This is a genomic window from Oscillospiraceae bacterium NTUH-002-81 (assembly GCA_032620915.1).
Classification (GTDB): Bacteria; Bacillota; Clostridia; order Lachnospirales; family Lachnospiraceae; genus JAGTTR01.
On record CP136052.1, the window covers coordinates 2,760,578 to 2,778,719 of the forward strand.

At 53.6% G+C, this 18,142-nt stretch carries 16 protein-coding genes and 2 pseudogenes; 1 reads left to right on the forward strand and 17 read right to left on the reverse strand.

All coding sequences use genetic code 11. The features are described 5' to 3' along the window. Positions 1–50 precede the first annotated feature (50 nt). From RJD28_13630 to RJD28_13675, 10 genes are all read right to left on the reverse strand, one after another. On the reverse strand, positions 51–1,166 hold the full coding sequence (locus RJD28_13630) for a galactose ABC transporter substrate-binding protein (protein WNV57306.1): 1,116 nt from the start codon (positions 1,164–1,166) through the stop codon (positions 51–53). Positions 1,167–1,570: 404 nt separating this feature from the next. Further along, entirely contained in the window at positions 1,571–2,461 is an 891-nt protein-coding gene (locus RJD28_13635) for a YegS/Rv2252/BmrU family lipid kinase (protein WNV57307.1), read from the reverse strand. 69 nt (positions 2,462–2,530) lie between these two features. Then, positions 2,531–3,514 carry a D-isomer specific 2-hydroxyacid dehydrogenase family protein gene (locus tag RJD28_13640; protein WNV57308.1) on the reverse strand — a complete coding sequence of 328 codons (984 nt, stop codon included), beginning with the start codon at positions 3,512–3,514 and terminating at the stop codon, positions 2,531–2,533. A gap of 30 nt (positions 3,515–3,544) precedes the next feature. Further along, positions 3,545–4,831, reverse strand: a complete 1,287-nt coding sequence (locus tag RJD28_13645; GenBank protein ID WNV57309.1) for a S41 family peptidase — start codon at positions 4,829–4,831, stop codon at positions 3,545–3,547. A 94-nt stretch (positions 4,832–4,925) separates the two neighbouring features. Then, positions 4,926–5,267 carry a M23 family metallopeptidase gene (locus RJD28_13650; GenBank protein WNV57310.1) on the reverse strand — a complete coding sequence of 114 codons (342 nt, stop codon included), beginning with the start codon at positions 5,265–5,267 and terminating at the stop codon, positions 4,926–4,928. Then, the gene (locus RJD28_13655) at positions 5,221–6,126 is read right to left on the reverse strand and encodes a hypothetical protein (GenBank protein ID WNV57311.1); all 906 of its coding nucleotides are present in this window, start codon (positions 6,124–6,126) and stop codon (positions 5,221–5,223) included. The genes RJD28_13650 and RJD28_13655 overlap by 47 nt, the downstream gene beginning before the upstream one ends. A 133-nt stretch (positions 6,127–6,259) precedes the next feature. Next, positions 6,260–7,174 carry a permease-like cell division protein FtsX gene (ftsX, locus tag RJD28_13660; GenBank protein ID WNV57312.1) on the reverse strand — a complete coding sequence of 305 codons (915 nt, stop codon included), beginning with the start codon at positions 7,172–7,174 and terminating at the stop codon, positions 6,260–6,262. Next, positions 7,164–7,850, reverse strand: coding sequence for a cell division ATP-binding protein FtsE (ftsE, locus tag RJD28_13665; GenBank protein ID WNV57313.1), 687 nt, complete (start codon positions 7,848–7,850; stop codon positions 7,164–7,166). Before ftsE ends, ftsX begins: the two co-directional genes overlap by 11 nt. A gap of 95 nt (positions 7,851–7,945) precedes the next feature. After that, the gene (locus tag RJD28_13670; protein WNV57314.1) at positions 7,946–9,034 is read right to left on the reverse strand and encodes a helix-turn-helix domain-containing protein; all 1,089 of its coding nucleotides are present in this window, start codon (positions 9,032–9,034) and stop codon (positions 7,946–7,948) included. Between the two features lie 200 nt (positions 9,035–9,234). Further along, complete coding sequence (locus RJD28_13675; protein ID WNV57315.1) at positions 9,235–9,993, reverse strand: WecB/TagA/CpsF family glycosyltransferase; 759 nt, start codon at positions 9,991–9,993, stop codon at positions 9,235–9,237. A 110-nt stretch (positions 9,994–10,103) separates the two neighbouring features. Here RJD28_13675 and RJD28_13680 point away from each other — a divergent pair, with 110 nt between their 5' ends. After that, positions 10,104–10,448 (forward strand): hypothetical protein, encoded by a 345-nt coding sequence (locus RJD28_13680; protein WNV57316.1) that lies wholly within the window; start codon positions 10,104–10,106, stop codon positions 10,446–10,448. Positions 10,449–10,527: 79 nt separating this feature from the next. Here the strand turns inward: RJD28_13680 and RJD28_13685 are convergent. The 7 genes and pseudogenes from RJD28_13685 to RJD28_13715 form a co-directional block, all read right to left on the reverse strand. Beyond that, a pseudogene (locus tag RJD28_13685) lies at positions 10,528–12,442 on the reverse strand (NAD(+) synthase). Positions 12,443–12,452: 10 nt separating this feature from the next. Continuing rightward, the gene (gene hslO, locus RJD28_13690) at positions 12,453–13,328 is read right to left on the reverse strand and encodes an Hsp33 family molecular chaperone HslO (protein ID WNV57317.1); all 876 of its coding nucleotides are present in this window, start codon (positions 13,326–13,328) and stop codon (positions 12,453–12,455) included. After that, complete coding sequence (locus RJD28_13695) at positions 13,321–14,082, reverse strand: class I SAM-dependent methyltransferase (GenBank protein ID WNV57318.1); 762 nt, start codon at positions 14,080–14,082, stop codon at positions 13,321–13,323. The genes hslO and RJD28_13695 overlap by 8 nt, the downstream gene beginning before the upstream one ends. Beyond that, positions 14,082–15,145 (reverse strand): annotated as a pseudogene (hisC, locus tag RJD28_13700) (histidinol-phosphate transaminase). Before hisC ends, RJD28_13695 begins: the two are co-directional and overlap by 1 nt. A 7-nt stretch (positions 15,146–15,152) precedes the next feature. Then, entirely contained in the window at positions 15,153–16,346 is a 1,194-nt protein-coding gene (locus tag RJD28_13705; GenBank protein WNV57319.1) for a pyridoxal phosphate-dependent aminotransferase, read from the reverse strand. 148 nt (positions 16,347–16,494) lie between these two features. Then, positions 16,495–17,385 carry a phosphatidylglycerol lysyltransferase domain-containing protein gene (locus RJD28_13710; GenBank protein WNV57320.1) on the reverse strand — a complete coding sequence of 297 codons (891 nt, stop codon included), beginning with the start codon at positions 17,383–17,385 and terminating at the stop codon, positions 16,495–16,497. Positions 17,386–17,607: 222 nt separating this feature from the next. Next, entirely contained in the window at positions 17,608–18,141 is a 534-nt protein-coding gene (locus RJD28_13715; GenBank protein ID WNV57321.1) for a VanZ family protein, read from the reverse strand. Position 18,142: the final 1 nt, after the last annotated feature.

Here is an 18,142-nt window from a genome sequence, read left to right on the forward strand (position 1 = left end):
CGGTAAGCTTGCTTATTTGTGTCCCGAAGGACGGGCCTTTCCGGTAATGATTACTGGAGAAGAGCCAGGATATCAGCTGCGTTGTCCTTGGTAACTTTGATGTAATCAACCATGTTTACAGTCTCAACGGACTCGCCTGCTGCCATCTTACCAGCGATCTCAGCTGCTGCATGAGACTGGCCGATGTGGTCGTTGAATACAGTACCGGTCATCTTGCCGTCCTGTACGTTCTGCAGAGCCTCTGTCAGAGCGTCAACACCGAGTAAGAGGATATCTTCGCCAACTTTTCTGCCAGCGGTCTCGATTGCCTGAAGAGCACCAAGAGCCATTGCATCGTTGTTGCAGAATACAACCTCTACAGCATCGCCGTGAGCGGTCAGAGCGTTAGCAACGATCTCCTGACCTTTTGCCTGATCCCAGTCACCACGCTGCTCGTCAAGCTTCTCAACTTCCATACCGCCGTTGGTCAGAGCCTCGATGGAGTACTGTGTTCTGTATTTTGCGTCAACGTTCTCAGGATCGCCCATTACCATAACGTAGCTAACCTTGCCGTCGCCGTTGAAGTCACCCTTGTTGTCTGTAGCCAGAACGATCTCGCCCTGGTAAGTTCCGGACTGTCTTGCATCTGCGCCTACATATGTAGCTGCGATGCCGTCAGCTGCCCATCTGTCTTCCTCTGTTGCATCGGGCTCACGGTTGATGAATACTACCGGGATGTTTGCTGCTGCACACTGGTCAGTTACCTGCTCAGCTGCAGAAGACTGTACCAGGTTGATGATCAGGACGTCAACACCCTGTGTGATGAAGTTCTGGATCTGGTTGGTCTGCTCTGCCTGGTCGTTCTTTCCGTCCATAACAGTTACAGTAGCGCCGCCTGCTTCCAGATATTTCTGAAGCTCGGTTCTGTAAAGGGTCATAAAGTTATCATCGAATTTGTAAATGCAGATACCGATGTTTAATCCATCAACACCCGGGCAAGCCTCTGTGGATGCATCTGCAGTATCAGCAGCCTCTGTGGTCTCCTCAGCTGCGTCAGTTGTCTCTTCTTCTGTGGTCTCCTCTTCAGCAGCCGGTGCAGCAGTCTCTTCCTGCTTGCTTCCGCAGCCTGCCAGAAGGCCGGATACCATTGTTGCGCACAGTAATACGCTTAACAGTTTCTTTTTCATATTCCTATTCCTCCTTTTTTTCTCTTGAAGCACTTTCGCACTTCATGATCTGATTATAACAACGGGTTTTGTGAAAATACATACGAAATTCTTCTCAAAGTCTTTGAAAATCTTCACTCTTTTTTTACAGAGTCAAAAAACGACCGGATTTTTTGTGTATGTTGCACAAAAAAAGAATCGCTCCGCATGTTACAGATCGATTCTTTCCAGACATATTCCTATATACATATTTAATTTAACGCTCCCAACGAAGCGCTCCGTGCTGCGCACTCCCACGCTTCTCCCCCCATTCGCATATCGCGAAGCTAACGCTTCTCTTTTATGCTCATAGTGGGGCAGGTCATGAAGCTATCCGCCCACAGATACGCCAGCGTATCGTGGTCTGTAGCTTATGACCTTGGGAGCTATACGATGAACTCCAGGGCCTGCTTCCGGTCTTCGATGACCGCTGCCCTGTGGTCGCCGCCATACTCGCCGTCCAGTGTCCAGGGCACTTCGCCCTCGGCCTCCACCTCCAGCCGGTTCGTCCGGAAAGAATACATGTACCGCTCGTCGATCTCCGCCAGCAGAAGTGCCGTCAGCGTCTCGTTCAGCTCCAGAAGGTTTTTCGGGCGTTTGATGAACGTCACCTCGAACACACCGTCATCCAGCACCACCTCGGTGCCGATGATGGACTTGAAGCCGCCGACGGAGCGGGAGTTGGTCACCATGCCGAAGAGGAAATCATCCTCCACCTCCCGGTCTTCCCAGCGAAGCTTCATTTTGTAGGAAACGATGTTGGTGAGCCGCTTCATCCCCTCCAGGATATAGGCCATATGTCCCAGCACGTTTTTCATCTGCTGGTCAGTCTGGTAGGACACATCGGTAAAAATACCGAAGGCCGCGATGTATACAAAATAGTCCCCGTTAAAAGCGCCGATATCGCAGGGGAACCGCTTTCCCGCCATGATCCGGGCCGCCGCATCCTCCATCTTCTGGGGCAGTCCCAGACTTTTTGCGAAATCGTTGGTGGAACCCGCCGGGATATAACCGATGGGAATCCGTTTTTCCTCCGGGCGGCGCATCATGCCGGTCACCACCTCATCCAGGGTGCCGTCCCCGCCGCTGCACACCACCAGCTCATAACCGTCCTCCAGCGCTTCGATCCGCAGCACCGCCTCCCCGGCGTACTGGGTCGGGTAAGCCGTCACCTCATATCCTTTTTCCGTAAAGATATTCAGAATATCTGAAAGCTTTGTCTTGATACGGGCTTTTCCCGCATGCATATTAAACACAAAGAAAATTCTCTTTTTCATCTGCATCCAACCTCCCTTTAACAAAACTTCCCCTCAAAAGTTTTTATCTCTCTTTTTTGTTCGCACCGCTTACCCGATCAACCAGGGATTCTTCTTTCCGTCTGCCTCCAGACGGCAGCTTTTCAATGAAGAATATACCATATCCCGGATTGCCTCGTTGGTGTAAAATGCCATATGAGGCGTTACCACCACATTATGGAAGCTTTTCAGAATGGCCAGCTCCCGGTTGTCCATCACATCGGTTTTCTTATCATAATAATACATGCCGAACTCATTTTCCACAACATCCAGTCCCGCGGCGCCGATTTTTCCACTTTCGATGTGATCGATGAGCGCCCGGCTGTCGATGAGGGAGCCCCGGGCCGTGTTGATGAGGATGACGCCGTCCTTCATGGTGTCCATGACCTCCCCCGAGATCATGTGGTAATCCTTCTCACTGGCCGGAATATGCAGGGAAATGATATCACTCTCCCGATACAGTGTCTCCAGGGTCACATAAGATGCATACTGCTTCACTGCATCCTTCTCATACAGATCGTAAGCCAGAAGCCGGCATCCAAAGCCGGACAGATGGCGGATGAGTGTCTCGCCGATCCGGCCGGTGCCCACGATACCCACGGTCATGTCCGGCAGCTCCTTGCCGATGTTGCCCGGCAGGGAGAAATCCTGGATCGCCGCCTTGTTCATGATCATCTTCATTCGGCGGGTGGTCATGAGCATCAGCATCAGCGCATAGTCCGCCACGCTGTTGGGAGAATAGGTGGCATTGCTGATCTTCACGCCCAGCTCCTTCGCTTTTTTCAGATCGATGTGATCATAGCCGATGGTCCGGGTGGAGATCATTTTCACGCCCAGATCATGAAACCGCTCCACCAGGGCTGCGTCGATCTTCGTTGTGATGACGCTTAAGTAGTCGCACCCTTCCGCCAGCGCCGCATTTTCCATGTCCGGCGCATCGGGGCAGAGCACCAGCTCCATCCCCAGCTCCTTTGCGATTTTTTCAAAATACAGGCCCTCATCGAACGCCCGATAACTGTATACTGCAACTTTCATTTTCTCGTCTCCCCATGTAACTTTTCTTACTTACTGCTGTACTTCACCCGCCGTCACCTGGCCGCTCCTTAAAAGCTCCAGTGCTTTCTGCAGCTGGGCATCCTCGTCCTCGGTGACTACACCGTCGTCATATGCCTCCGTCGGGATCTCCACCTCCACATCCGGCTCAATGCCGATGCCGTGGATATTGTTGCCCGCAGGGGTGTAATACTTGGAAATGGTGATCTTTGCCGCGGTACCGTCGCCCAGATCAAAGATCCGCTGCACGATGCCCTTGCCGTAGGTAGTGGTACCCACCAGCGTTGCCCAGTGATAATCCTTCACCGCACCGGCAAAGATTTCCGAAGCACTGGCACTGTTGCCGTTGACCAGCACCGTCATGGGCAGGGAAAGATAATTTTCTGCATCGGAGGTTGCCTCTTCCCGGTTGCCGTATTTATCCTCCGTGTATACCAGCAGTCCCTCCGGCAGGATCTCATCCAGCATCTGGATCACCGTGTCCAGGCTGCCGCCCGGATTATCCCGCAGGTCGATGACCAGCTGCTCCATGCCCTGGCTCTTCAGATCCTCCAGCGCATCGTGGAACTGATCTGCCGTTACCTCGTCGAATTCCATCACATAGATATAGCCGATCTTGTCGTCCAGCATTTTGCTGTTCACAGTAGGCACCTGGATATCCGCCCGCTCCACGGTGAAATCCAGCTCCTCCCGGTCACGGTATACGGTGATGTCCACCGTTGTCCCGGCTTCGCCCTTGATCATGGCCACCACCTCGGACAGCTCCATGCTTCCCACGTCCTGGCCATTGACCTTTGTGATAATATCTCCGGCGATGATGCCCGCCTGCTGGGCCGGACAGCCCTCAAAGGGGCGGGTGATCGTAATGATCCCTGTCTCGATATTCTGGGACATGAGTGCGCCGATGCCCTTATATTCCCCTGACGTGGATTCCATCAGGGCGTTGAACTCCTCTTCTGTATAGTAGACGGTGTAAGGATCACCCAGACCGTTTAGCATGCCTGCATACATGCCCTCCACCATGGCACTCTCATCCACATCGTCCAGATAATACTGGTCGATGAGTGCTTTCAGCCGTTCGGTTTTCTGCTCCACCTGGCTGCTGCCCACCGAAGCACTGCCGCTGTTTTCCGCTGTACGAAACCCTGCGCTGCCCAGATTGAGCACCGTGTACACCAGAAGACCGGCTGCCGCAATAAAAGCCACCGTCAGGATCCCGCTGAAAAATCCTCTTCTCCAGTGTCTTTTCTCCTCATACGCATCATCCATGGAATATTCATCCCGGTTATAATCCTGCATATCATTCCTCCTCTGCATTTCTGCTTCCTATCCTGTCATACCAAACAGGGCTGCCACAGATTTCCTGTCTGCAGCAGCCCCCTTCTCTTTTATTCTAGTTTACATATCCCGAAGGATTTACATAGCTGCCATTGCTGATCACACCAAAATGCAGATGCGGTCCGGTGGAATACCCGGTGGAGCCCACAGCCGCGATCGTCTGTCCCTGAGACACCTTCTGTCCCGCCGATACGCTCAGGCTGGAGCAGTGCATATATACGGTGGAAAGTCCGTTTCCGTGGGAGATTACCACATAATTGCCCGCAGACGAACTGTAGGTTGCCGTCGTCACCACACCGTCAGCCGCCGCCACGATGGCACTTCCCGAAGATGCCCCGATATCAATGCCCTTATGGTATGTAGATGCCCCCTGCCGTGGGCTGGGATCTGGGGCCAAAGGTACTGGTGATCCGATGGCTGGACGGGCAAGGCCAGATAAATCCCGATGAAGAAACGACCGTTCCTGCTTTTTCCAGCTCCGCTGCCTTCTTCGCCGCTTCCGCTGCGATCTGGTTCTCGATCTTCTCCAGAAGCGCTTCCTGCTCGGCAAGCTGATCCGCATAGTCATCCGCCTCTGCCTCCGCATTGGCGATCTTCTGCTGGTACTGGGAGATCTCACTGGTTTTGGCGTCGATGAGAAGATCCAGAGCGTCCTTCTGTTCATTCACTTCATTCTGCATGTCTTCCAGTTCCTTCTCTTCCTCTTCCAACTGTGCCTTGGTATCCTCTACCTTCTGTCTGGCCTCCTGAAAGCTGATCAGCATCTTCCGGTCATAGTCCACCATCTGCGTGGCAAACTCCGCCCGGTTCAGAAGCTCCGTCATGCTGGACGCCTCCAAAAGCATGGTCACATAAGAGTAATCACCATTCTCATACATATACTGTATGCGCTTCTTCATGGCTTCATACTGGGTATCGACCGTGTCTTGTGCCTCCTCCAGCTCCTGTTGGGTCTGGTCGATCTCGGCGTTCTTCTCCTCGATAGACGCATCCAGCTCCTTTAGCTGGGCATCCAGCTGGCTGGACTGGGCATCCAGACTGCTGATGTAGCTCTGGAGATTGCTCTTGGAATTTTTCAGCTCCGTCAGCTTATTTTTCACAGAATTGATATCTGCCTTGATGTCCTTGATCTGCTGCTGTGCATTCTGTCTCTGCTGTTCCAGGCTTTTCGCCTGTGCGCTGCCTCCCGGCACAGCGAGGGAAAGACACAGCGCCGCGGCCAGGGCCGCCGACAACTTTTGTTTTTTTCTATACATAGATAGATCCTCCAACAGCTGTTCCATCCTGCCTGCATAAAAATCTGTCCACGCGTAAGGATGTGCTGCTCTGCGAATGGCACGACCAAACGGTTGTTCCGTAAATGGCGCGCCTGCATCTGCGGTACTGTGATTACACTTTCAAGTGCTTTCTGATCGTAATAAAGCTTCCGATAAATCCGATGCCGATACCGAGCAGCAGTGCCACCGGCAGCAGCGTATGGTAAAGCTCTTTCACCGGAAGGAACTGCAGCAGGCTGCTTAAAATGCCGAACTTCTCTTCCACCACAAGGATAGTCTGCTTGTACAGGAAGTAGAAGACAAACAGCGGGATGGCTGCACCGATGAGACCGATGATCAGTCCTTCCACGATAAACGGTGCCCGAACGAAAAAGTCGGTGGCGCCGATAAGCTTCATGATGGCGATTTCTTCCTTACGCACCGCAATACCGATGGTAACGGTGTTGTTGATGAGGAAGATGGATACCAGCAGCAGAACGCCAATGATCGCCACGGATACATAATACAGCAGGCTGTTAAATCCGCCCAGCGTATTGGCCACCGCCTCCGACTGGTTGATCTGTCGCACTCCCTGATCCATCAGCGTATTCAGATAGTCCACCAGCGACTGCTGATCCTCTACGCTTTTCAGGTAAATCTCATAATGGGAAGAGTTTGCCAGCGGGTTATCCTGCTCAAAGCCCTCTGCCAGCTCTTCTGCGCCCTTTAAATATTCTTTCTTATACTGCTCCCAGGCTTCCTCTGCGGATACATACACCAGATGATCCACCTCGGGCCGCTCACTGATCTGTGCGCCCAGCGCCTGGATCTGCTCTGTCGTCATATCGCTGTTGAAAAACACCGTAACGCCCACACCGGATTCTGCCTCACGCACCATGTTGTCCAGGTTGGACACGATGGCAAAAAACAGACTGAACATGAAAATGCAGGCAGCCATCGTTGCCATGGAGGCCAGGGAAAACATCTTGTTGCGGTAAATATTTTTCAGACCCTGTTTCAGCGTGTATACAATCGTACTAGCCCTCATAGATATAGCCTCCCTCTTTCTCGTCGCTGATGATGACACCGCGGTTCATGGTGATAACACGCTTCTTCATCTCATCCACGATCTCCCGGTTGTGGGTAACGACCAGTACGGTGGTGCCCTTCTCATTGATGGATTCCAGAAGCTTCATGATCTCCCAAGAATTCTTCGGATCCAGGTTGCCGGTGGGCTCATCGGCCAGCAGAAGGTCGGGATGGTTCACCAGCGCCCGGGCCAGGGCAACCCTCTGCTGCTCTCCGCCGGAAAGCTGCTTCGGGAAAGACTTATATTTCTCTGCCAGTCCGATCAGAGAGAGCATCTTGGGCACCTCTCTTCGGATCTTTCGCGTCGGCGTCATGATGACACGCTGGGCGAAAGCAATATTCTCATACACATTCCGGTCCTTTAACAGACGGAAATCCTGGAACACCACGCCGATCTTCCTGCGGTAACGGGGAATCTGCTTGCGCTTCAGACGCCCCAGATTCTGGCCGTTCACCGTAATCTTGCCGCTGGTGGGCTCCAGTTCTTTCAAAAGAAGCTTGATAAGTGTAGATTTACCAGACCCGCTATCTCCTACAATAAATACAAATTCCCCTCGATCAATATGCAAGCTGATATTCTTGATGGCCGGTATGCCCTCCACGTACGCTTTGCTCACATTTTCCATTGTGATCATTTAGCTTAAGCCTCCTAAACATAAAATATAACAGCAATACGCCGGGGAACAGACCGGACCCCGGCGTTACTTATTTAGTTATATCATGGTTTTTTCTAATAATCCAGTGTTTCCATGTATTTCATATATTTTACGACCATCAGCGCGATCTTGAACGTGATGGCATCCTCGAATACCCGCAGATCCAGCCCGGTGCTCTTCTGCAGCTTGTCCAGACGGTAAACCAGCGTATTCCGGTGGATATACAGCTGTCTCGATGTCTCGGATACGTTCAGGCTGTTCTCGAAAAACTTGTTGATGGTCGTCAGCGTCTCCTCGTCGAACTCGTCCGGGGACTTGCCGTCAAAGATCTCGCGGATGAACATCTTGCACAGCGGGATGGGCAGCTGGTAAATGAGACGGCCAATGCCCAGAGAGCTGTATGCGATGATATCCCGCTCCTCGAAGAAGATCTTGCCCACATCCAGCGCCATCTTTGCTTCCTTATAAGACCGGGAAACCTCTTTCAGCTCCGGCACGATGGTGCCATAAGCGATATGGATCTCCTCGCCGGTCTCGCCTTTCAGCAGGTTCAGCATCATCCGTGCGGTCTTGTTGATCTCCGGATAGCCCTCACCCGGTGCGATCTCCTTCACCACGATGAGGTTCTTCTCATCCACAGCGGTGATAAAGTCCTTGGACTTGCCGCCGAACAGGCCGCGCACGCTCTCCAGCACGGTGTTGTCCTTCTCCCGGTTGATCTCGATGATATAGACCACACGACGGACATCGGTCTCGATATGCAGCTTCTTTGCCCGGTTGTAAATATCCACCAGCAGCAGGTTGTCAAGCAGCAGGTTCTTGATGAAGTTGTCCTTATCGAACCGCTCCTTGTAGGCCACCAGCAGATTCTGGATCTGGAAAGCGGCGATCTTGCCTACCATGTAGACATCGTCATTGTCCCCGTTGGCCAGCAGCACATATTCCAGCTGCTGCTCATCATACACCTTGAAAAACAGGTGGCCCTGGATCACCTGGCTGTCCGCCGGTGACTCCACAAATGCCAGTACCGTACTCTCATAATTCTCCGCGCCCGGCACCGTCGTTGCCAGCACCTTACCCTCTGTATCCAGGATGCTGAGATCAATTCTTGCAATATTTTTCAGGCCATCGATGGTCGTCTGCAGTATCTGATTCGATATCATATTCCTCGCCTCTCCTTTTCCGTTCTATACAACATTCACAATTTCTGTGACTCTTTTTTAAGCAAAACGAATACTCCCTATTCAAGTTAATGCAATTATACATAAAAATCAAGAGGAAATGCAACTATTTTTATGCATTTCCTCATATCTTTCACATATTTTTTATATTTTGCGAATGGCGCGTGTGAACGGTAAGTGCTTTATTTCTCAGCGCCTGCCTCTCCGTCTTCTTTTGCAGGCAGCTCTTCTGCCGCTTCTTCCGCCAGCGCCTCCTCGTATTCCTCTTCGTCTTTCACCATATGATTGTACTGCTGTACCTTCCGGTGAAATACCGTCTTGCCGATGAGCCTTGCCAGCCAGTTTTCCTCGCCGAACCGTCCGCCACTGCCCATGGGGCCAAAACCAAACCACACCCGGGCACCCATCTTCGCCCGCTGCTCATGGAGGAACAGCTCCTGGAAGGGCTGATCCAGCGTGGAAAATATCACATCCGGCAAAATGCCGTTGATCTCGTTGACAATAACCTCCGGTTCGTCCCCAGCATCCTCCGCCGCGTAAGCCCCGGCGATCACCAGATCCGGGAACTTCTCCTGCAGCGTCTCCCGGAACTTCTCCAGATCGTCTGCTGTCTGTGCCAGAAGGAAACAGCTCTTGTGCTCCTTCACCACCGTATCGATGAACAGCTTCCACAGCTGCCTGTCATCCGCCTTCTTCAACCGCTCTTCTCCGGTGATGCCTGCCGCAGAGAAAATGTCACTGTCCACCACCACATGAATGTCCATGGCTTCCAGACATTCCCGGTACTCCGGATTCTCGCCCGCATACACAAGCATCTCCTTCGTCACAAGGCACATCGTATTGAGAACGTCATTGTTCAGATATTCTTCTATCACACGGGCTGCATCCTCCATGGAATAATCCTTCAGTTCCACGCCCAGAATGCTGATTTTCTCCGTCATATCCATCACCTGCAATTCTGTTTCAGTATAACAATGATCTGTTTCTTTGTCCAGACATATCTTTCTCACTAAGCACATAGGATGTAGAAAAAGAATCGCGGAGGGGGTCTATGAGTTCCAGAACAAGAATCATTGTGTTACATAAAAAAGAAGTCATCTATACGGTTATTTTTGCCGTTTTCGGCGTTGCACTGCTGTGCCTTCTGTTTCTAATGTTTTCCTCCGGCCAAAAGAAAGAAGAGCAGCAGCCCGACACGTACACCGCCGGGGTCTACTCCTCTTCTGTCCAGTTGGGGGATCAGATCCTTGACGTGGAGGTATCCGTGGACGCCGACCACATCAATGCCATCCGATTTACCAACTTAAACGAAACCGTCTCAGCCATGTACCCGCTCATGCAGCCTGCCTTAAACGATCTGGGGGAACAGATCGTGAAAAAAACAGTCGCTGGATGACATCAGCTACAGCCAGGACCGGCAGTATACGTCCATGGTGCTGCTGGAGGCGATACAGAATGCGTTGAACAAGGCAACTTTATAGTTTTTCCAGCTCGTCCAGCCACAGTCTGGCACTGGCATCGCTGGGCATCCGCAGATCTCCCCGGGGAGAGACTGCCACAGTACCCACCTTGGGGCCGTCCGGCAGGCAGGAGCGCTTGAACTGCTGGGAGAAGAATCTTCTGTAAAATACCTTCAGCCATTTCAGGATCGTCTCCTCGTCGTACTGGCCTGCGAAGGCTTTCTTCGCCAGCCGGTAGATCTTGGCCGGTTCGAATCCGAGACGCAGAATATAATAGAGATAAAAGTCATGAAGCTCGTAAGGGCCCACGATATCCTCGGTCTTCTGGGCGATCTTGCCGTCCTCCGGCGGCAAAAGCTCCGGGCTCACCGGGGTATCCAGAATGTCGTAGAGCACCGCTTTCAGCTCCTCGTCACCGCAGGTGTCCGCATAATAGTGCACCAGATGACGGACAAGAGTCTTGGGCACGGAGGCGTTGACGCCGTACATGGACATGTGATCGCCGTTATAGGTGGCCCAGCCCAGAGCCAGTTCGGACATGTCGCCGGTGCCGATGACCATGCCGCCGCTCTTGTTGGCAATGTCCATGAGCACCTGGGTACGCTCTCTGGCCTGACCGTTTTCGTAGGTCACATCATGGCAGGCCGGATCCTGCTCGATATCCCGAAAATGCAGCGTCACTGCCTCTTTGATATCCACCTCTTTTAAGGAAGCGCCCAGCTTTTTCGTCAGCGTGCAGGCGTTGGTGTACGTCCGGTCGGTGGTGCCGAAGCAGGGCATGGTCACTGCTGTGATCAGCGACGGGGACAGGCCCAGCAGGGAAAAGGCGCGGGAGGTGACAAGCAGCGCCAGCGTGGAATCCAGGCCGCCAGAAATACCGATGACCGCGCTCTTGCAGCCGGTATGCTCCAGCCGCTTTTTCAGGCCCATGGCCTGGATGGTGAAAATCTCCTCGCAGCGTTTCCGCCGGTCTTCCTGCCGGGACGGCACGAAGGGCGCCGGATCGATGAACCGCTCCAGCTCCAGATCCCGCAGAGGCAGGGAAAAGGGAATCCGCACATAGTCTGCGCCATCCGCCATCTCGAAGGTGGTCATCCGCCGCCGCTCCGCTTTCAGGCGGCTCACATCCAGATCAGCACAGATCATGCCGTGGCCGAACCGGGGGGATTCTTTCAAAATGCTGCCGTTTTCCGCAATGAGATTATGGCCGGAAAATACCAGATCGGTGGAGGACTCTCCCCTCCCCGGCGCTGCAGTAGATATAGCCCGCCAGCAGTCTTGCTGACTGGCTTTTGATCAGCATCCGGCGGTACTCATCCTTGCCTGTGGTCTCATCACTAGCAGACAGGTTCACCAGCACCGTGGCCCCGGACAGGGCATGGCGGACGCTGGGGGGCCCTGGCGCCCACACATCCTCACAGATTTCCGCTGCCAGCACCAGATCCGGCAGTTCCTGACAGGCCAGCAGAACGTCAGTGCCAAACCAGCATGTCTGTCCCGGCATCCAGGTGATCTTCCGGGGCGCAGCCGGGCCTTTTGTAAAATGCCGCACCTCGTAGAATTCCGAATAGTTGGGAATGAACGTCTTGGGAATGAATGCCTTCACCTCTCCCTGATCAAGCACGGCAGCCACGTTATACAGCCGCCCGTCCACCTCCAGCGGCAGTCCCACGAACGCCAGGAAGTCTTTTCCCTGGGTCTCAGCCGCCAGCGCCAGCAGTTCTTCCTTTGCCCGGCGCAGCAGCACCTCCTGCAAAAACAGGTCGCTGCACGTATAGCCGGTGAGGCAAAGCTCCGGGAACACCACGATGGATGCTCCGGCACGTTCTGCCTCTTCCATTCCCTTTCGGATCTGGTCTGCATTGTATGCCACGTCCCCCACCCGAATGGCCGGGGTCACCGCAGCAGCCCTTACGAATCCATGTCTCATTGGTGTCCTCCTATTTTCTCTTCAAAATCGCTTTCAGCTCGTCTACCGTAAACGTATAATTGGTGTTGCAGAAATGACAGTTGACCTCGATATCCTTGTTATCAGCGATCATTTCTTCCAGATCCTTGCGGCCAATGCTGCAGATCACCTTTTCCACCCGCTCCTTGGAGCAGTTGCAGGCAAACTGGGTGGGCAGCTTTTCTGTGATCTCCAGGCCGAAGTCCCCCAGCAGCTCCTCCAGGATTTCCTCCGGCGTTTTTCCCGCATCCAGCAGGGCCGTCACAGAAGTGACCGTGGACAGTTTCTGCTCCAGTTTGTCAATGATGTCATCCGGCGTAAAAGGCATGAGCTGAATGATAAAGCCGCCGGCGCATTTTACTGTGTTATCCTTATTCATGAGCACGCCCAGTCCCACGGATGAAGGCACCTGCTCAGACGTTGCAAAATAGTAGGTCAGATCCTCGGCGATCTCTCCGGTCTGCAGGGCCGTCTGCCCCACATAGGGCTCTTTCAGGCCCATATCCCGGATGACGCTCAGCAGGCCGTTGCCCAGAGCGCCGCCCACATCCAGCTTTCCTTTGGCATTAGGCGGCAGCATCACATCCGGCTGGTTGGCATAGCCCTTGACGTTTCCTCTGGCATCCGCCGTCACCGTCAGGCCGCCGATGGGGCCCTCGCAGCGGATCTGCAGCGTCAGCATATCGTCGTCCCCTTTTTGCATCACGCCCATCATGGCGCCCGCCGTCAGCAGCCGTCCCAGGGCAGCTGTCACCACCGGGCTGGTATTGTGGGCCTTTCTGGCCGTCTCCGCGATCTCCCGCGTGGTTGCCGCAAACGCGCGGATCTGGCTGTCCGCCGCTGTGGCTCTAATGATATAATCAGACATGTTGTTTTCCTTTCTCTCTGGCGATCACATAGATCCGGTCGCTGTCCGGCCGGGGCGCATCCTTCGTGAATGCGTCATAGGTGGTGACAAATTCCATGCCGCCCGCCTCCAGGCAGGCTTTCACCTGTGCCAGCGTGTAGGCCCGCTGATAATGGGTCTCCGTAAATTTCCGGTACAGGTTTTCTTCCTCCCGGATAAAAATGGACAGGTCGTATTCGTTGATCTGTTCCTCCGGATCATAAAAATTATCCCAGATAAAGCTTTTATCCTCCCGGTCCTCCGCAATGGTGGCATCCCCCAGGAGCTCTTCATATTTATAAACGGTATTCAGGTCAAACACGAAAATGCCGCCGGGATCCAGATAGTTGTTCACCAGCCGGAACACCTCCGTCAGATCTTCCTCTTCCAATATATAGTTCATGGAATCGCACACGCACACCACCGCAGCCACCGTGCCGTACAGCTCAAAGCTCCGCATATCCTGCTGCAGGTACAAAATATCGTGACCGGACTGCTGCCGCTTCTCCATGGCGATCTCCAGCATATCCGCCGACAGATCCACGCCGATCATGTCATAGCCGTACCCGGCCAGCACCTCGGTCATGCTGCCGGTGCCGCAGCCCAGATCCAGCACCAGCCCTTCCCGGACACCATATTCCTCCAGCAGGGATCGGATATAGCGTCCCCATTCTTCATACGGAATATTATCCATGAACGCGTCGTACACCCGGGCAAAACTCGTATAAGCATCCATCAGTGCGTCTCCACGTATTTCTTCAAAAATGCCAGCAGCTCGTCCATCTCTGCATCGGTGCCCACGGTGATCCGCAGATAATTGTCGATCCGGGGCGATGCAAAATACCGGACAAAGATATCCTGCTGCTTTAATGCCTCAAACAGCTCTTTTGCCGGGATCCGCGCATGGGTGACGAACAGGAAGTTTGCTTTGGACGGCGTCATGGAAAATCCTAAGCTTACCAGTTCCTCTGCCGCCCGCTCCCTCGTTGCCACGATTTTCGCTGTGGTTTCGGCAAAATATTCTGTATCACGCACGGAAGCCGCGCCGCAGGCCAGAGCCGCCGCGTTCAGCGTGTAGGAATTGTAGGAATATTTTACATCGTTCATGTATTTGATGAGCAGCGGACTGCCGAAGGCATAGCCGATGCGCATGCCCGCCATGGAGCGGGACTTGGAAAAGGTCTGCACCACCAGAAGATTGTCGTATTTCTCCAGCAGCGGCAGTGCCGATGCCCCGCCGAAATCAATGTACGCCTCGTCCACGATGACGATCACGTCCCGATTGTGGGACAGGATATCCTCAATAAAGGAAAGGGGTTCCGCAATGGCCGTGGGCGCATTTGGATTGGGAAAAACAATGCCGCCATTTTCCCGGTAATAGTCTTCCTTGCGAAGCCTGAAATTCTCATCCAGCGCCGGGCGCTCATAGGGAATGCCCAGAAGATCGGCCCAAACCGGATAAAAGGAGTAGGTCACATCCGGGAACAGGATGGGTTTCTTCGAATTGAAAAAGGTCATAAATGCCATGGCCAGCACATCGTCAGAGCCAACGCCCACGAACACCTGCTCCTTTTTCACCCCATACACATCCGCAATGGCCTCTGTCAGCACGTCGCAGGCCGGGTCAGGGTAACGGCGCAGGCTGTCTGCCGGAAGCCCCCGCAGGGCAGCCTCTCCACGCCGGGAGCCGGGGGGTAAGGATTTTCATTGGTGTTCAGCTTGATCATCCGGGCACGCTTGGGCTGCTCGCCCGGCACATAGGGCACGACTTTCCGTATATTTTCCTCAAATGCTCTCATCTGTTTTTCATCCTTTCACTCCGAACTCTTCTGCCAGCGCCGCAAATCCCGGCATGGCGTTCTGGATCGTCTCGTAGCTCACACAATAAGCGATCCGCACAAAGCCCGGGCAGGCAAAGGTACTGCCGGGCACCACCAGAATGTTGTGCTTCTTGGCCGCCGCACAGAATTCGTTCTCATCGGCAGTGGGTGTCTTCACAAACAGGTAAAACGCGCCCTCCGGCTTGATGCAGGAATAGCCCAGCGCCTTCAGACCGCCGTACAGCGCTTCCCGGTTCCGGTTGTAAAAGGCAACATCTGTTTTCGCATCCACACAGCGGGCCACCACCCTCTGCATGAGGGACGGTGCGTTGACAAAGCCCAGGATCCGGTTTGCCACAGAAGCGGCAGCGATCACATCGTCCGCATCGCTCAGCTCGTCGGGCATGACCAGATAGCCGATCCGCTCGCCGGGCAGGGACAGGGATTTGCTGTAGGAATAGCCCACAATGGTGTTGTCATAATATTTTGTCAGGTAAGGCACTTCCACGCCGTCATAGGCCAGCTCCCGGTAAGGCTCATCGGAGATCAGATAAATGTCCGTGCCGAATGCCTTCTGCTTTTCCTTTAAGATCTGTGCCAGCTTCTGGATCGTCTCCTCCGTATAAACCACACCGGTGGGATTGTTGGGGTTGTTGACGATGACTGCCTTCGTTTTCGCCGTGATTTTCCGGGCAAACTCCTCCAGGTTCGGCTGGAACGTCTCGGTATCCGGGGATACCACCACCAGCACGCCGTCATAGTTGCCCACATAGCTTCTGTATTCTCCAAAGAAAGGGGCAAAGGTGATGACCTCATCGCCCGGGTTCAGCAGCGTCTTGAAGATCACGTTCAGGCCGCCGGCCGCACCCACGGTCATGAGAATGTTGCGCTGGCCGAACTTCGTGCCAAACCGCCGGTTCAGGGACTGGGCGATGGCCTCCCGCACGTCCTCGTAGCCGGAATTGCTCATATAGCCGTGGAGCACCACCGGATCCTCATGATCTGCCAGATCCTTGATGGCCTCTTTTACACAGTCCGGCGCTGCCACATTGGGATTGCCCAGGCTGAAATCATATACATGATCGGCGCCGTAAATGGCCGCCATCTTCTTGCCTTCCTCAAACATGGCCCGGATCACGGAGCTGTTTGCCACATAGCCCTTCATTTTCTCAGAAATCATCGCATACTCCTCCTTATCTTACGTGTATCAGATCATCCGCTGTCCTTTACAGCAGCAGGATTCACACACACCTGCTTTCTTCTATATAGAAAGAACGCTCTTCTGTTCTTTATCATAGCACAGTGTGACATTCCCTGCACCTTAAAATTTATTTTTCCGTCACATATCCTTTATCCACCATGAACGCCGGATGATAGGACAGCTTTGCCTTGCGCAGCCCTTCCGCGCCCACATCATCCTCCCGGTTCACATATTTATATTTTCCCAGCAGCGCATGCCGCACAAACTGCTGGTTGATCATGGTGTAGGCACCATCAATGTCCGCCCGGGCTTTCTCGATGTGCACCACGAACGTATCCTCGCAGGCCTGCTCGCCCAGAGTGAAAGCCACCACTTCACCGCCCACCCGCAGCACGCCGCCCTCCATGGAAAGCTCCGTAAACAGCCGTAGGGCATTGAGCGCCACGCACATCTCCGCGTTTTTCTCCACGTCCTCCTCGCAGCCGTTTTCCCGCCGCCAGATCAGCGCCATCTGGAAACAGTCCTCCAGATTGTCCGCCGTCATGGGTTCATAGCTCCAGTCCGGATACTGCTTCTGAAACTTGTTCACATGATTTTTCTTCCCATGATACTTCTTGCCGGAAAGATTTGCAAGTTTCTCTGCGTCATAAACATAGTCTGCATAATCTCTGTCATATTCTATCTGAAATCTGCCGGGAAACAGCGCTTCCAGCTGTGCAAACTGCTCTCTCGTCACACACTGGAAGGCCAGCGCCTGCCCGCGCTCCCGCTGATAAGCATCCAGCGCCTCCACGATTTTCCGCAGATTGCCGGTACCTGCCGGGAAAGCAAACACTTCCTCCTCCAGACTTTTCATCACAAGAAAATCCCCCACCACCGCATATCCTGTGGGATACTGCCTCGACCACAGATACAGATTGGCAAATGTGGTCTCCGCACTGCGGGAGGCAAGGCTGTACAGGTAAGGCAGAAACAGCGCCCGATCCTGTACCTCTATCTTTTTCCATTCCAGTTCCATACAATACCTGCCTTTAAAATCTCAGAAAGGCCAGTGCCCGCCTGCGGCGGTCTGACCCTCATTTTTTATTTTCTTCCTATAAACAATTTCATGCCATCATTCCAACAGACACATTTTCGCTGATCATATTCCGTTTCTCTCTGATCGCTGACAACAATCTTGATAGATTCACATCTCACGCTTTGTGTCCAAATCAGTACCACACATGACTGTTGATGGCACTTATACCGTTCTGCGCCGCCGCTTTTTCTTCGTGCACAGCGGCCGGAAGATGGTCTTCCTTCCCATCCAGCCAATGATCCGGGTGACGATGATCCCGGCAAAGATGCCGATGCTGTCGATGGCCACATCCCGCTTGCTGGCGCCCCGGCCGGATACGAACAGCTGATGATATTCGTCCAGGGCCGCAAAGCCCACGCAGATGGCCCCGGCCACCAGCGTCAGCCAGATGCCCCGCAGGCCGTACACATACAGCGGCAGTGCCAGAGACACCGCCAGCAGAAAATATTCCGTCACATGGCCGCATTTGCGGATGAGATGGTGAAAATGGTTGGCGTAATTCTCGATCTCCGTCTGGGACAGGTCGAGATTGGCCACCTGATCCACCGTTTCCACGACTTTTACACTGACTTTATACGTAAAAGCCGCCGACGTCTTCCCGTCCTCCGCCGAGAAGCTGTATATCATTACCATCATGCAAAGCGCCGGCACAAAGGACAGGGGCTTGAGCATGGATCTTAAAAATACACGAATCATT